The organism is Sphingomonas sp. LR60 (assembly GCF_036855935.1).
Lineage (GTDB): Bacteria > Pseudomonadota > Alphaproteobacteria > Sphingomonadales > Sphingomonadaceae > Sphingomonas.
Genome location: NZ_JASPFK010000001.1, coordinates 2,002,445 through 2,016,252 on the forward strand (window position 1 = coordinate 2,002,445; position 13,808 = coordinate 2,016,252).

Genomic DNA, 13,808 nt, shown 5'->3' on the forward strand with positions numbered 1-13,808 from the left:
CGCAGGTGACGTGGCGTCAATCTTGCCACACCCCCGCCCGCCCCACATAACCCACTGCCATGTCGATCCACCCGTTGCTCTCGCACCTGCGCCTACCCGTGATCGGGTCGCCGCTGTTCATCATCTCCAACCCGGATCTGGTGATCGCGCAGTGCAAGGCGGGGATCGTCGGATCGTTTCCCGCGCTCAACGCGCGTCCGGCCGCGATGCTCGATGAATGGCTCCACCGTATCACCGAGGAACTGGCGACGCACGACCGCGCCAACCCCGATGCGCCCGCCGCGCCGTTTGCGGTCAATCAGATCGTCCATAAATCGAACGACCGGCTGGAGGCCGATCTCGCGGTCTGCGCCAAATGGAAGGTGCCGATCACGATCACCTCGCTCGGCGCGCGCGAGGAACTCAACCAGGCGGTGCACGCATGGGGCGGGATCACGCTCCACGACGTCATCGACGATCGCTTCGCACGAAAGGCGATCGAGAAGGGCGCCGACGGACTGATCCCGGTTGCGGCCGGGGCCGGCGGCCATGCCGGTCGGCTCTCGCCATTCGCCTTGGTACAGGAAATCCGCAGCTGGTTCGACGGCCCGCTCGCTTTGTCGGGCGCGATCGCCAGCGGTGATGCGGTGCTCGCCGCGCAGGCGATGGGCGCGGACTTCGCCTATATCGGCTCGGCATTCATCGCGACGCACGAGGCGAATGCCGACGAGCGCTACAAGCAGGCGATCGTCGACGGGCGCGCCGCCGACATCGTCTACTCGGACCTGTTCACCGGCGTGCACGGCAATTACCTGCGCGCCTCGATCGTCGCTGCCGGGCTCGATCCCGACAACCTTCCGCAGGGCGACCTGAAGACGATGAGCTTCGCGTCTGCCGGTGCTGCCAAGGCGTGGCGCGACATCTGGGGCTCGGGCCAGGGGATCGGCGCAATCGACACGATCGTCTCCGCCGCCGAGCGGATCGAACGACTGGCCGCCGAATATCGCGCCGCGCGCGAACGGTTGCTGAGGTAGAGTTTGATCCAGCTAGCTTGGAACATCTCGTTCTATACCCCGCCCGTCGGCGGGGGACGTTTCCAGCTCAAATCTATCACACCCTAGATCAAGATGACGTGGAGACGACCCACGTTCGTCATTGCGAGCGTAGCGAAGCAATCCAGGGCCGGACCCAGACGCCCTGGATTGCTTCGCTACGCTCGCAATGACGGCTTCCGAATCGACGCTATGTCATCGCAGTTTAGTTCAGCGAGCCGCTACCATCGTCGCGACGGAGCTGATCCAACGTGACGGGAAAAACTCCTAGAACGCCGTCGCCAACCGATCGAGCATCGAGCGCGCCGGGCTGACCACCGCCACCTCCCCCGTCAGCGCGGTATCCAGCAGCGCCACCCGTCGATGCAAATCGACGCTGCTCCAGATCAGCCCGCGCGCCTGCGTCGGAAAGCGCGCCAACAGCTCCACATCGGTGGCCGGCGCCACACCGAGCCGCCGCGCCGGATCGAGCGCCCAGGTTTCCGGCAGCTCGCCGGCAGCGATCGCGCGCTGCGTCAGCAACCATGAGATGACGTGCATCAACCGCGTCGTCACCTTGAGCGATTCACAGCTGAACGCCACGCGCTCCATCGGGGGCAACGCCTCGCGCTCCGCACGTCCGCCCTCGTCGAAATAATGGCGCGCTTCGTCCGCCAGCACCATGGCCTCTGTATAGAAGGAGTCGACCAGGCGGCGTTGCAGGCGGGGATCATGCGCGTATTCTGCCATGATATTTCAATGCCATGGCGGCAGGTAGCCCGCCAAGCGCGTTTATCGCGCCGCGGACGCGAAACCGTCCCGAAACGCGCCAATCGTGACAGGGTCAGGCGATGATGTCGGGGATCAACTGATCTTCGAGCGCAGCGATCTCGTCACGCAGCCGCAGCTTGCGCTTCTTCAGCCGCATCAACTGCAATTGGTCGGACGAGCCGCCGCCTGCCAGCGCGGCGATCGCCGCGTCGAGATCGCGATGCTCCACGCGCAGCATCTCGACGCGCCGTTCCACCTCGGCGTCTTCGCCCCTGTCGTTCATCCCGGCACTCCCGACGCCTGAGTCGCGCCTGCATAGCCGCCGCGCCCGTATGACGCGACCCGTCGTACGAAAGTCGCAGATGATCGCGTGCAAGCAAAAGTCACGGGACATATCCCCCGTTTCGTGATTTTCTTGCTCTCCCTCTCAACCACAAAGGAGACTGCCATGCAGACTGCGCACATCTCGGCCCTCGAGGCCAAGCATGCGACGATCGACCAGCGCATCGCCGCCGAGTCGCAACGTCCCGTGCCCGATACGATCGTGCTTGCGGATCTGAAGAAGCAGAAACTACGGTTGAAGGAGGAAATCACCTCCTCACACTAAGCTGAGCAAGGTGGCGCCCGGTGGACACGTTCCGCCGGGCGCTTTGCTTTATGCCGCGCAGCCGATCAGCCCCGCGAGCGGCACCACGACCGTGTCGCGACCCTCGCGATCCAGCCGGAGCGTCGCCACCGGCACCGCCGCCCCGGCAGACAGGTTCTGGCGCATTTCCGCGGTCATCTGCACCGTCGCGACGATGTCGCCGCTGCGATAGACATTCTCCGCATTGAGGCCGAGCGTCGCCGCACCGGTCGCGCCCGTCCGCGGCAGGTCGATCACCTTTCCATCGATCGACACCCGCAGGGTCGCGGGATCGGCTGTCGCCATCGCCGCCAGCGTCCGCGTCGTCCCCGTCGAGAAAAGATAGGCGGCGCAACCGCGCGCGGGCAAAGCCTGTTGCGGCAGGGCGCCGATCGGCAAACCATCGATGCCGGGCGCGGGCGCAGCCGCCTGCGCCGCCATCAGCAGAAACGCGAACTTCATACCGCCATCCCTACCATGAGCAGCCACGCCGGGTAAGCCGCGATCGCGAGCAGCGTGCCGAGCGGCAAGGAGTCGTCCGCGGCGATCGTTCGCCCACCCAACCGCTGGACGAGTACCCAACCAAGCCCGACCAACCCCGCGACCAGCAGCACCGCCGGCAACATCCGCCAGCCGAGCGCGAGCCCGATCGCGCCGAACAGTTTCGGATCGCCACCGCCCAGCCCTTCGCGGCCGCGCCATCGGCGATAGCCCGCGCCGACCAACCACAGCAGCGCGAAGCCTCCGATGCCGCCGATCACCCGCTCGCTCAGCGCAGGCGGAGCGAGCCACGCCCCCGCTGCCGCAACCAGCGCCAGGGCCGCGACCAGCGGATCGGGAAGCCAGAAGTCGCGCGCATCCATGACGGCGAGCAGCAACAGCAGCCACCCGAACGCTGCCCCCGCCAGCGCCGCCGGACCCGGCGCGACCAACGCCGCCGCGATACCGACGCCCACGCACCCTGCCTCGATCATCAGGTGGAGCGGATCGATCCGCGCACCGCACGTCCGGCACCGCCCGCGCGCGACCAGCCACGACAGCAGCGGGATCAGTTCATGTGAACGCAGCGTCCGCCCGCAGCCATCGCACGCCGACCGCCCGTGCATGACCGACCGCTCCTGCGGCCAGCGCAGCGCGATCGTTGCGAGGAAGCTGCCGATCACGGCGCCCAGCACGCCCAACCCGAGCACCCACATCCACCGTCTCAGCCCTGCTTGCGAATCAGATACCGATACACGCCGAAGCTGTTGATGCCGAGCAAGACGCCATTCTGCACGCCCAGCGGTTCGTCACCGGTCAGCCACGCGCCGGTGATCCACGCGATCGACGAGGTCACGAAGATCGCCATGCCCCAGCCGGTTACCCGGCGGCCGTTATCGAGCGACACCATGAACGCGGCCGCGATCCCGCTGAGCGCCGCATACCATTTCAGCGCTTCGGCAATGGCTTGCATGAACAGGTGCGTAGTCGTTTGCTCCCTGCCGGACGAGCGCTTACATGCCGATCGAGATCAAGCGAGGAACCGCGGAATCATGGCTACCGACCCCATCGTCATCCTGTCCTATGCGCGCACCCCGATGGGTTCGATGCAGGGTAGTCTCGCCGCTTTGTCGGCCAGCGAACTGGGCGCTGCCGCGGTGAAGGCCGCGGTCGAGCGCGCCGGTGTCGATGCCGCTGCGATCGAGCGCATCTACATGGGCAACGTCCTGTCGGCGGGCGTCGGCCAGGCTCCGGCGCGGCAGGCCGCAATCGGCGCCGGGCTCGGCGAGCATGTCGAGGCGACCACGCTCAACAAGGTCTGCGGATCGGGGATGCAGGCCGCGATCCTCGGTGCCGAGGCGCTGGGCGCGGGCTCGATCGACCTGCTGGTCGCCGGCGGGATGGAGAGCATGACCAACGCGCCCTACCTGTCGAAGGCGCATCGCGGCGGCGCGCGCTTCGGGCACGACCGGTTGTTCGATCACATGGCGCTCGACGGGCTCGAGGATGCCTATCAGTCAGGCACCGCGATGGGCGTGTTCGCCGACGAAACCGCGCGCGACTATCAATTCACGCGAGAGGCACAGGACGACTTCGCGATCGCCTCGCTGACCCGCGCGCAAAAGGCGCAGGCGTCGGGCGCGTTCGACCGCGAGATCGTCGCGGTCGAGGTCAAGGGCCGCAAGGGCACCGTCACCGTCGCGACCGACGAACAGCCGACCAAGAGCGATCCCGCCAAGATCCCGTCGCTGCGCCCCGCCTTCAGCAAGGACGGCACCGTCACCGCTGCCAACGCCTCGTCGATCTCCGACGGCGCGGCGGCGCTGGTGCTAACCCGCCTGTCGGTCGCGGAAAAGCTCGGCATCACCCCGGTCGCGCGGATCGTCAGCCACGCCGCGCACGCGCACGCCCCGTCGCGCTTCACCACCGCCCCGGTGCCCGCGATGCGCAAGGCGCTCGAAAAGGCCGGCTGGTCGGTCGGCGACGTCGACCTGTGGGAGGTCAACGAGGCGTTCGCCTGCGTCGCGATGGTCGCGATGCAGGAACTCGCGCTCGATCACGAGAAGCTCAACATCAACGGCGGCGCCTGCGCGCTCGGCCATCCGATCGGCGCGTCGGGCGCCCGCATCCTCGCCACCTTGCTGGGCGGGTTGCAGACGACCGGCCAGAAGCGCGGCATCGCCTCGCTGTGCATCGGCGGCGGCGAAGGCGTCGCGATGGCGGTCGAACTGATGAGCTGAGCCGTCCCCGTCGTCATTGCGAGCGTAGCGAAGCAATCCAGGGCGTCCTGATCCGACTCTAGATTGCTGCGCTGCGCCCGCAGTGACGCAAAACCCCAAGACAAATCATTGCACCCACCCGGATCAGGCCGCTGAACGGTTGCGCCCGGCGTCACTTCCGGCGATCCCCTCCCTGTTCCCAATCCCGAAGGAGGGTGTCCGCTTTGGAAGTCGTCTCGATCGTTCTGTTGTTGTTGTTTGCCGTCGTTATCAGCGGCGCGATCGCGCGCATCCTCCCGATCAACATCCCCGCCCCATTGGTCCAGATCGCGTTCGGCGCGGCGATCGGCATGGCGGCAGACCTGCGCGTCACGCTCGACCCGGAGCTTTTCCTGCTCGTCTTCCTGCCCCCGCTGCTGTTCATCGATGGCTGGCGTATCCCGAAGGACGAGTTGCTCAAGGACGTGCCGGTCGTGGTCGAGCTTGCGCTCGGGCTGGTGCTGATCACCGTCATCGGCGTCGGCTTCTTCATCGACTGGCTGATCCCCGCGATGCCGCTCGCCGTATCGTTCGCGCTCGCCGCGGTCGTCTCACCAACCGACCCGATCGCGGTGTCGGCGATTGCGGCGCGCGTGCCCATACCGCGCCGGATGATGCACATCCTCGAAGGCGAGGCCTTGCTCAACGACGCCTCGGGGCTGGTCTGCCTGCGCTTCGCGATCGCCGCCGCGCTGACCGGCGCCTTCTCGCTTGCCGACGCCGCGGTCAGCTTCGTGTGGCTCGCCGCCGCCGGGATCGCGATCGGCGTCGTCACCACGCTGGCGATCACCCGCGCCAAGGCGTGGGTGTCGCGCCGCTTCGGCGAGGATATCGGGTCGCAGGTGCTGGTCAGTTTGCTGATCCCCTTTATCGCCTATATCGCCGCCGAACATGTCCACGCCTCGGGCATCCTCGCCGTGGTCGCGGCCGGGGTGACGATGACCTTCGCCGAATTGTCGCGCCAGGCGCTTCCCGCCACGCGGATGCGCCGCAATTCGGTGTGGGACACGATCCAGTTCGCGCTCAACGGCATCATCTTCGTGCTGCTCGGCGAGCAATTGCCGGTGATCCTCGCCGGCGCGCGCCAGACGGTGCGACTGACCAACCACGACAATCCGTGGTGGCTGGCGCTCTACGTGCTGGCGATCGTCGCGGTGCTCGGCGGCCTGCGCTTCCTGTGGGTGTGGGTGTCGTTCCGGTTGACGGTGCTGCGCCGGAGCGTCGACGATTCGCCGCTGCGCAGCCCCGACTGGCGCGTGTTCGCGGCGATGTCGCTCGCGGGCGTGCGCGGCGTCATCACGCTGGCGGGCGTTTTGACGCTCCCGCTGGCGATGAGCGACGGATCGCCCTTCCCCGCGCGCGATCTCGCGATCGCGCTCGCCGCGGGGGTCATCATCGTGTCGCTGGTCGCGGCGAGCATCGGCCTGCCCTTGGTCCTGCGCGGACTCGCGCTGCCCCCCGAACCGTCGAAGCAGGGTGAGGAGAACCGCGCCCGCGTCGCGGCAGCGCGAGCCGCGATCCGCGCGGTGGATGGCGCGCAGCACGATCTGTCGCGCGACCGCGACGATCCCGACGTCTATGCAGAGGCCGCGACGCGGATCATGGACCTGTATCGCGAGCGCATCCGCGTCCGCGTCGACGGTGAGCCAGAACTCGCGGTAATCCAGCAGAATGAGCGGATCGATCGACTGCTACGACTAGCGGCGATCCGTGCGGAGCGCGAAGAGGTGTTCCGGATGGAACGCGCCCGCGCGATCGGCAGCGAAACGGGCCGCAAGCTGACCCGCGAACTGGACCTGCTGGAAGGCCGTTTGCGGGGATGAGGGCGTCGCCTCCCCGGTCCATCATTCCCGCCTTGGCGGGAAGGACGGCGGAGGCGACAGGACCTACCCCTGCTCCGCCAGCGAAAAGATCCGCCGCGCCTCGACCCACTTCACCCCGGCATCGGCCCACGGCAAGCGGCGCTGGTAGGCGTCCATCTTCGCCTCCCACGCCTGCACGTCCGGGTCGGCCGCATCCGCCGCCGCCTTGGCTTCGGCATCGAAGGAAGCATCGGTCTCCATCACCATCACCAGCCGCCCGCCGGTGCGATAGATATCCATCGCCACGATCCCCGCCGCCCGGATGCTCGCAACGATCGGCGCCGGCACCGCGCCCGCGGCATGCCACGCCTCATAGGCAGCGACCGCCTCGGGCTCGTCGGCGATGTCGACCAGCAGGACGTGGCGCTCGGTCACTGGCCGTACGCCACGACGGTCTGGCGCTGCTGCCCCAGCCCTTCGATCCCCAATTCCATCACATCGCCCGCCTTCAGGAACACCGGCGGCTTCTGCCCCATGCCGACGCCCGGCGGGGTGCCGGTCGAGATCACGTCGCCGGGCTGGAGCGACATGAACTGGCTGACATAGCTGACGAGAAACGCCGGCTTGTAGACCATCGTCGACGTCGACCCGTCCTGGTAGCGATGGCCGTTGACCTCCAGCCACATGCCGAGCGCGGTCGGATCGGCGACCTCGTCGCGCGTCACCAGCCACGGCCCGATCGGCCCGAACGTGTCGCACCCCTTGCCCTTGTCCCACGTGCCCTGGCGCTCGAGCTGGAATGCCCGCTCCGACACGTCGTTGATGACGCAATAGCCCGCGATGTGACGTTCGGCATCGGCCTCGTCGACATAGCGCGCTTCGGTCCCGATCACGATCCCCAGCTCGACTTCCCAGTCGGTCTTGGTCGAGCCCTTGGGGATCTCGACATAGTCGTCGGGGCCGATGATCGCGCTGGTCGCCTTGGTGAAGATCACCGGCTCGGTCGGCACGCTGGCGCCGGTCTCGGCGGCATGGTCGGAGTAATTCAGCCCGATGCACAGGAACTTGCCGACCGCCCCGACGCACGGACCGTAGCGCTCGACCTCGACCACCGGCAGCGTCGCCGGATCGATCGCCGCCAACCGCTCCAGCTCGGCCTCGCCCAGCGCCGCGCCCGCGATATCCGCGACATGCGCTGACAGGTCGCGGACCTGCCCCTGCGCATCGACCATTCCCGGCTTCTCGGCGCCCGGCGCCCCGTAACGTACCAGCTTCATGCGCTTTTCCTCAGTTGACCCAGCCGCCATCGATGACATGCACCGCACCGGTCGTGAACGCAGCGTCGTCGCTGCTCAGATAGGCGACCAATGCGGCAATCTCTTCCGCGCGCCCCAGCCGACCCATCGGCTGCCGCGCCACGAACGCCTGTTGCGCCGCCTCGTAGTCGCCGGTGTCGCGCAACCGTTGCTGCAGCGACGGCGTGTCGACCGTTCCGGGGCAGATCGCGTTGCAGCGGATGCCCTGCCCGACGAAATCGGCGGCGACTGCCTTGGTGATTCCGATCACCCCGGCCTTGGTCGCGGTATAGGCGAAGCGATTGGGGATGCCCTTCACCGAACTGGCGATCGACGACATGTTGACGATCGCCCCGCCACCCGCCGTCAGCATCCCCGGCAGCACCGCGCGGATCGTGCGCATCATCGCGGTCATGTTGATCGCGATCGCCTGTTCCCATTCGGTATCGCTCAGGTCGAGGATCGTACCGGCGTGGACGATGCCTGCGATGTTCGCGAGCACGTCGATCCGACCGATCTCGGCGACCAGCGCCGCGATCTGCGTCGCATCGGTGACGTCGAGCTGCCGCTGCTCGCACCCGTCCAGCCCCGCCAGCGCGCCCGGATCGACGTCGGTCGCGATCACCCGCGCGCCCTCGGCGGCATAGCGCAGCGCGGCGGCGCGCCCGATCCCGTTGCCCGCCGCGGTGATCAGCGCGACCTTGCCCTTCAACCGGCCTTCCATCGATTAACTCCGTGCAGCGACCGGCAGGCATGCCGGCCCCACCGGGTCGAATGCCTTGTAGGTCAGGATGAATTCGCGGTGGCCCAGCGCCTCGGACACGCTCGGCTGCCCGGCGGCCACCGCCATGATCGCATCGACGATCTCCGCGCCGACCTCGTCGAGCGTCGCCTCGCCTTCGAGGATGCGCCCGGCGTTGATGTCCATGTCCGCCGCCAACCGCCGTGCCGTCTCCGGATTGGCGCAGATCTTGATGACCGGCGCGATCGCCGACCCGACTACCGATCCGCGCCCGGTGGTGAACAAGGTCAGGTGACACCCGCACGCGATCATTTCGACGATCTCGGCATTGTCGGAGATGTTCGGGAAACCGAACCGCGGCTCTCCGTCCGGCACGACGTCGAGCAGATACAATCCGCCCGCCGGCGGCACGTCGCCGGGCTTGATGATCCCGCTGATCAGCGACGATCCCGATTTGGAATACGCCCCCATCGACTTCTCTTCCTGGGTGGTCAGCCCACCCTCGGCATTGCCGGGTGCGAAGCTGCCGAAGCCCATGATCGTGTAATATTGCTCCGCCTTGCGGACGCAGGCCATGATCTCCTCGCCCAACTCGGGGGTCAGCGCGCGGTCGGCCATGATCCCCTCGCAGCCGACGAGCTCGCCGGTTTCCTCGAAGATGCAGGTCGCGCCGTCCGCCACCAGCTTGTCGAACGCGCGCCCGACCGCAGGATTGGCAGTGATGCCGCTGGTACCGTCCGACCCGCCGCAGATCGTTCCGACGATCAATTCGTCGACACGCATCGGCACGCGCGGCACGTCGGCGATCTGCGCCTTGACCCGCGCCACCGCCGCCAGCCCGGCAGCGATCGTCGCCGCGGTGCCGCCGGTCTGCTGGATGACATACAACTCGACCGGGCGGCCGCTATCCTCGATCACCTTGGTCAGCCGCTCGCGATCGAAGCTTTCGCAGCCCAGCGACACGATCACCACCCCACCGACATTCGGGTGCGTCGTCACCGCCTCCATCACCCGCGCCGCATAGGCATTGGGGTAGCAGCCGGGAAAGCCGATCAGATGCACGTCGGCGTCATCGGCCTTGTCGACGATCTTGCGCGCCACATGATGCGCGCACTCGACCAGATACGCGACCGCGACGGTGTTGCGGATGCCCTTGCGCCCGTCGGCGCGCTGCCACGCCTCGATCATGCGCGCTGCTCCGTCACGGTGCTGCGCGTATGGCTGGCGATATAGTCGCTCTTCATATTGTGCATATGGACCCATTGTCCGGCCGCCGCGGCGTCGGTCATCGACCCGATCGGCGCGCCATATTTGATGACCTTGTCGCCCGGCTTCAGTCCGGTACGCGCGATCTTGTGCCCGACCGTCACGCCCTCGCGCGCCGGGATCGTTCCGCCCGACACCGGCAACAGATCGCCCGCCGCTATCGGCGCGACGCAGATCATCACATTGTCGTCCGGGTGGAGCAGGATCAGTTGTTGCGGCGCGCGCGCCTCCAGCGCTGGCCACAGATCGTCGGGGATCGGCGCCGCGATCCGGGTGCGCAGATCGGCGACCTCCTGCGGATTGCCGAGCCCGGCCAGCACGCACGCCACCGCCGGATGCCGCAGCGGGAACTGGATCGCGGCGGCCGGCAGCGCCACGCCTGCGGTGTCGCAGGTCCTGGCCAGCGCGCGGGTCCGCTCCACCAGCGCGGAGGGCGGCGCGGCATAATCGTAATGCGACTGCGCCGGATCGGCCTCCCGCGGATCGCGCGCGAGGATGCCGCTGTTGTACGCGCCGCCGATAACGACGCGCACGCCTTGCGCATGGCATCGGTCGAGGAACGGCTTCGCGCTGCGATCGAGCAGCGTATAGCGCCCCGCAAGCAGGATCACGTCGAGCGGCACCCGGTCGAGCAGCTCCTCGCAGACCGCGACCTCGTTGACGCCGACGCCGATCGCCCCGACCACGCCGGCCTCACGTAACGCCACCATCGCCGCATAGCCGCCGTCGAGGAAGTCACGCAGGTGCCGTTCATGCGCCGCGCTATGCGTCAGCCGCCCGAGATCGTGCGCCAGCAGCACGTCGATCCGGTCGCGCTGCAACCGCGCGCAGCTCGCGTCGAACGAGCGCCGCACGCCGTCGGCGCTATAGTCGAACGCCGGCTCGAACGGATCGGCATCGACGAAACCATGCCGCGTTCCCGCCGCCTCGGTCGGCACGAGCACGCGCCCGACCTTGGTGGAGATCGCGCTTACCCGCTCCGGATCAAGCCGCGCCAGCGCCGCGCCGAGCCGCCGCTCCGCAAGCCCGAAGCCGTAATGTGGCGCGGTGTCGAAATAACGGATGCCGGCATCCAGTGCGGCAGCCACCGTCGCCTCGGCAGTGGCGTCGTCGACCGCGCGATAGAGGTTGCCGATCGCCGCCGTCCCCATGCCGAACCGCGGCAGAATCTCGCCAGCCCGGTCGAGCGGCGACGAAGCGGGGGTCGAGTCTTGGATCATGCACGCTTCCTCTCTCGGCTATCCCTTGTCGCGGTATCGCCGAGCCGGCAACCTAAGAGATGGCTCCCAGAATTGAAATATGAAAGATGCTTTCATTTGCGCGCGACCATCCCCGCTGGCGCCTTCCACCGCGCGAAGCTACGGTACGCCGACCATGACCACTCCACCCCGCTACCAGGCCCCGGCGCTCAAGAAAGGGCTGGAGATCCTGGAACTGCTCGCCACCTCCGAACAGGCGCTGACGATGTCGGATATCTCCAGTGCGCTGGGCCGGTCGGTCGGCGAGATATTTCGGATGCTGCAGGTGCTCGAGGAGCATCGCTACATCGCGCGCGACGATGAGGGATACCGCCTCACCAACCGGCTCTTCGCGCTCGGGATGGGCCGGCCGCCGGTCCGCGATCTGACCGTCACGGCGCTTCCGGTGATGCAGGGGCTTGCGCGTGCCACCGGGCAAAGCTGCCATCTGGCGGTTGCGTCAGGCGCGGAGATGGTGGTCATCGCCGGGGTCGAGGCGCCCCGGCTGTCGGGTTTCGCGGTGCGCGTCGGCTACCGCCGCCCGCTCCATCGCTCCAATTCGGGGCGCGTGCTGCTGGCGTTCCAGCCGCCGGCGATCCGGGCGGCGATGCTGGACGAGGTGCGTGAGGCCGGCGGCGACATCGATCCGGCGCTCGACGAACGGCTCGCCACGCTCGTCTCCGACGGGTACGCCGTCACCCCCAGCCCGATGCTGGAGGGGATCACCGATTTGTCCGCACCGGTCCTCGAACACGGCGCCGCGCGCGCCGCGCTGACCGTTCCGTTCGTCGCCGGGCGGGCGGCGCTCGTCTCGCTCGAGGAAACCCGCGCGCTGCTCCGCGAAGCCGTCCGCTCGATCAGCGCGCAGCTCCAGCCGACGGTCGACTAGCCGATCCGTCGGCGCGAGCGGCCAGCCACCCGCTCGTTCGTCGACGGATCAATCTTCGCCGATCGCCTCCAGCGAGCGTTGCTTGGTCTCGGGGAAGAACTTCAGCACCACCACGAACTGCAACGCCATCATCACCGCGAACACCACGAACGGCAGCCCGCGGGTCTGCGCGGCGATCACCGGGAACGCCATCGCGATCACCGCATCCATCGCCCAGTGGGTCGACGAACCAAGCGCCTGCCCACGCGCGCGGACGTCGGTCGGGAAGATCTCGCTGATATAGACCCAGATCACCGCGCCCTGGCTGAACGCGAAGAAGGCGATGAACGCAATCAGCAGCGCGAGCAGATATTGCTGCCCCTGCCCCGTAAGGAACACCGCCGCCGTCCCGCCCAGCGCAAGCGTCAGCCCGACCGACCCGATCAACAGCAGCGTTCGCCGCCCCAGTCTGTCGATTACCAGCAACGCCAGCGCGGTGAAGACGAAGTTGCACAGCCCGATCGTCACCGCCTGCCGGTCCGCCGATACCGCATCGTAACCCGCCGCCGCGAAGATATCGTTGAGGTAATAGAGGATCGCGTTGATCCCGGAGAGCTGGTTGAACGACGCCACCGCAAAGGCGAGCAGGATCGGCTTGCGATGCCGCGCCCACGACAGCCGCGGCGCGCTGCCGACCGCCACGGCCGCCGCGGCGCGCGCATAATTGTCCAGTTCGTGCCGCGGATCGGCGACGCCCAGCCGCATCAGCACATCCTCGGCCTCGTCCTCGCGTCCCTTCGCCGCCAGCCAGCGTGGGCTGTCGGGGATCGTGAACATCAACGACAGGAGCAGCAGCGCCGGCACCGCGCTCACCCCCAGCTTCACCTGCCAGTCGCCCGCGCCGAGCGCGAAGCTGCCGACCACCGCATTGCTCAGATAGGCGGCGAGGATGCCGAGCACGATGTTGAGCTGGAACGTCCCCACCATCAACCCGCGCCGCTCGGCGGGCGCGATCTCGGCGAGGTACACGGGCGCGAGCACCGATGACGCGCCGACCGCCAGCCCCGCCATCACCCGGAACGCGATCAGCGCCGGCCAACTCCACGCGATCAGGCATCCCAGCCCCGACAGGCAATAGAGCAGCGCGATTCCCTTCAGCGCGTTGCGCGCGCCGTACCGATCACCCGGCAACCCCGCGAGCAACGCCCCCGCCAGCGTGCCCCACAAGGCCGCCGATACGGTGATCCCGACGCCGCTGGCATCGAGCGCGAAGGCCGTGCGGACCCCTTCGGTCGTCCCGGCGATCACTGCGGTATCGAAGCCGAACAACAGTCCGGCCAGTCCACCCACCAGCACGCCGCGCAGCAAGGTCGTATTCAAAAGGTCGTGCTCCGCCCGCATCGTCCGCCCCGCGCGGCCCCTTGCCCACAGGGAACGCAAAGCGCGCGCGCCG

At 67.9% G+C, this 13,808-nt stretch carries 16 protein-coding genes; 5 read left to right on the plus strand and 11 right to left on the minus strand.

The window, feature by feature from the left end; all coding sequences use genetic code 11:
* The first annotated feature begins 59 nt into the window (after positions 1-59).
* Positions 60-1,013 (plus strand): NAD(P)H-dependent flavin oxidoreductase, encoded by a 954-nt coding sequence (locus tag QP166_RS09285; protein ID WP_333915657.1) that lies wholly within the window; start codon positions 60-62, stop codon positions 1,011-1,013.
* A gap of 285 nt (positions 1,014-1,298) precedes the next feature.
* On the opposite strand, the gene QP166_RS09290 is transcribed toward QP166_RS09285, so the two are convergent.
* Both QP166_RS09290 and QP166_RS09295 read right to left on the minus strand, forming a co-directional pair.
* Complete coding sequence (locus QP166_RS09290) at positions 1,299-1,760, minus strand: DUF1465 family protein (protein WP_333915658.1); 462 nt, start codon at positions 1,758-1,760, stop codon at positions 1,299-1,301.
* 94 nt (positions 1,761-1,854) lie between these two features.
* On the minus strand, positions 1,855-2,064 hold the full coding sequence (locus QP166_RS09295; RefSeq protein WP_333915659.1) for a DUF465 domain-containing protein: 210 nt from the start codon (positions 2,062-2,064) through the stop codon (positions 1,855-1,857).
* 165 nt (positions 2,065-2,229) lie between these two features.
* Between QP166_RS09295 and QP166_RS09300 the strand changes: the two genes are divergently transcribed.
* On the plus strand, positions 2,230-2,388 hold the full coding sequence (locus tag QP166_RS09300) for a YdcH family protein (protein WP_081668721.1): 159 nt from the start codon (positions 2,230-2,232) through the stop codon (positions 2,386-2,388).
* A 48-nt stretch (positions 2,389-2,436) separates the two neighbouring features.
* Here the strand turns inward: QP166_RS09300 and QP166_RS09305 are convergent, their stop codons facing one another.
* Genes QP166_RS09305 through QP166_RS09315 form a run of 3 tightly spaced genes read right to left on the minus strand, consistent with a single transcriptional unit; the run spans position 2,437 to position 3,859 of the window.
* Positions 2,437-2,868, minus strand: coding sequence for a hypothetical protein (locus QP166_RS09305; RefSeq protein WP_333915660.1), 432 nt, complete (start codon positions 2,866-2,868; stop codon positions 2,437-2,439).
* Complete coding sequence (locus QP166_RS09310; RefSeq protein ID WP_333915661.1) at positions 2,865-3,602, minus strand: prepilin peptidase; 738 nt, start codon at positions 3,600-3,602, stop codon at positions 2,865-2,867. Before QP166_RS09310 ends, QP166_RS09305 begins: the two co-directional genes overlap by 4 nt.
* A gap of 8 nt (positions 3,603-3,610) precedes the next feature.
* Positions 3,611-3,859 (minus strand): hypothetical protein, encoded by a 249-nt coding sequence (locus QP166_RS09315; protein WP_333915662.1) that lies wholly within the window; start codon positions 3,857-3,859, stop codon positions 3,611-3,613.
* A 79-nt stretch (positions 3,860-3,938) separates the two neighbouring features.
* Between QP166_RS09315 and QP166_RS09320 the strand changes: the two genes are divergently transcribed.
* Both QP166_RS09320 and QP166_RS09325 read left to right on the plus strand, forming a co-directional pair.
* Positions 3,939-5,126, plus strand: coding sequence for a thiolase family protein (locus QP166_RS09320; protein ID WP_333915663.1), 1,188 nt, complete (start codon positions 3,939-3,941; stop codon positions 5,124-5,126).
* Positions 5,127-5,329: 203 nt separating this feature from the next.
* Positions 5,330-6,967, plus strand: coding sequence for a Na+/H+ antiporter (locus QP166_RS09325; protein ID WP_333917307.1), 1,638 nt, complete (start codon positions 5,330-5,332; stop codon positions 6,965-6,967).
* A 63-nt stretch (positions 6,968-7,030) separates the two neighbouring features.
* On the opposite strand, the gene QP166_RS09330 is transcribed toward QP166_RS09325, so the two are convergent.
* The 5 genes from QP166_RS09330 to QP166_RS09350 are packed head-to-tail and all read right to left on the minus strand — an operon-like array spanning position 7,031 to position 11,469.
* Positions 7,031-7,381, minus strand: coding sequence for an L-rhamnose mutarotase (locus QP166_RS09330; RefSeq protein ID WP_333915664.1), 351 nt, complete (start codon positions 7,379-7,381; stop codon positions 7,031-7,033).
* Positions 7,378-8,223, minus strand: coding sequence for a fumarylacetoacetate hydrolase family protein (locus QP166_RS09335; RefSeq protein WP_333915665.1), 846 nt, complete (start codon positions 8,221-8,223; stop codon positions 7,378-7,380). The genes QP166_RS09330 and QP166_RS09335 overlap by 4 nt, the downstream gene beginning before the upstream one ends.
* A 10-nt stretch (positions 8,224-8,233) precedes the next feature.
* Positions 8,234-8,965, minus strand: a complete 732-nt coding sequence (locus QP166_RS09340) for an SDR family oxidoreductase (protein WP_333915666.1) — start codon at positions 8,963-8,965, stop codon at positions 8,234-8,236.
* Positions 8,966-8,968: 3 nt separating this feature from the next.
* A complete protein-coding gene (locus QP166_RS09345) occupies positions 8,969-10,171 on the minus strand; it encodes a UxaA family hydrolase (protein ID WP_333915667.1) in 1,203 nt (400 codons plus the stop codon).
* The gene (locus QP166_RS09350) at positions 10,168-11,469 is read right to left on the minus strand and encodes an aldo/keto reductase (protein WP_333915668.1); all 1,302 of its coding nucleotides are present in this window, start codon (positions 11,467-11,469) and stop codon (positions 10,168-10,170) included. Before QP166_RS09350 ends, QP166_RS09345 begins: the two co-directional genes overlap by 4 nt.
* A gap of 154 nt (positions 11,470-11,623) precedes the next feature.
* On the opposite strand from QP166_RS09350, the gene QP166_RS09355 reads away from it, so the two are divergent.
* Positions 11,624-12,376 carry an IclR family transcriptional regulator gene (locus QP166_RS09355; RefSeq protein ID WP_333915669.1) on the plus strand — a complete coding sequence of 251 codons (753 nt, stop codon included), beginning with the start codon at positions 11,624-11,626 and terminating at the stop codon, positions 12,374-12,376.
* 48 nt (positions 12,377-12,424) lie between these two features.
* On the opposite strand, the gene QP166_RS09360 is transcribed toward QP166_RS09355, so the two are convergent.
* Entirely contained in the window at positions 12,425-13,735 is a 1,311-nt protein-coding gene (locus tag QP166_RS09360; RefSeq protein ID WP_333915670.1) for a sugar porter family MFS transporter, read from the minus strand.
* Positions 13,736-13,808 lie beyond the last annotated feature (73 nt).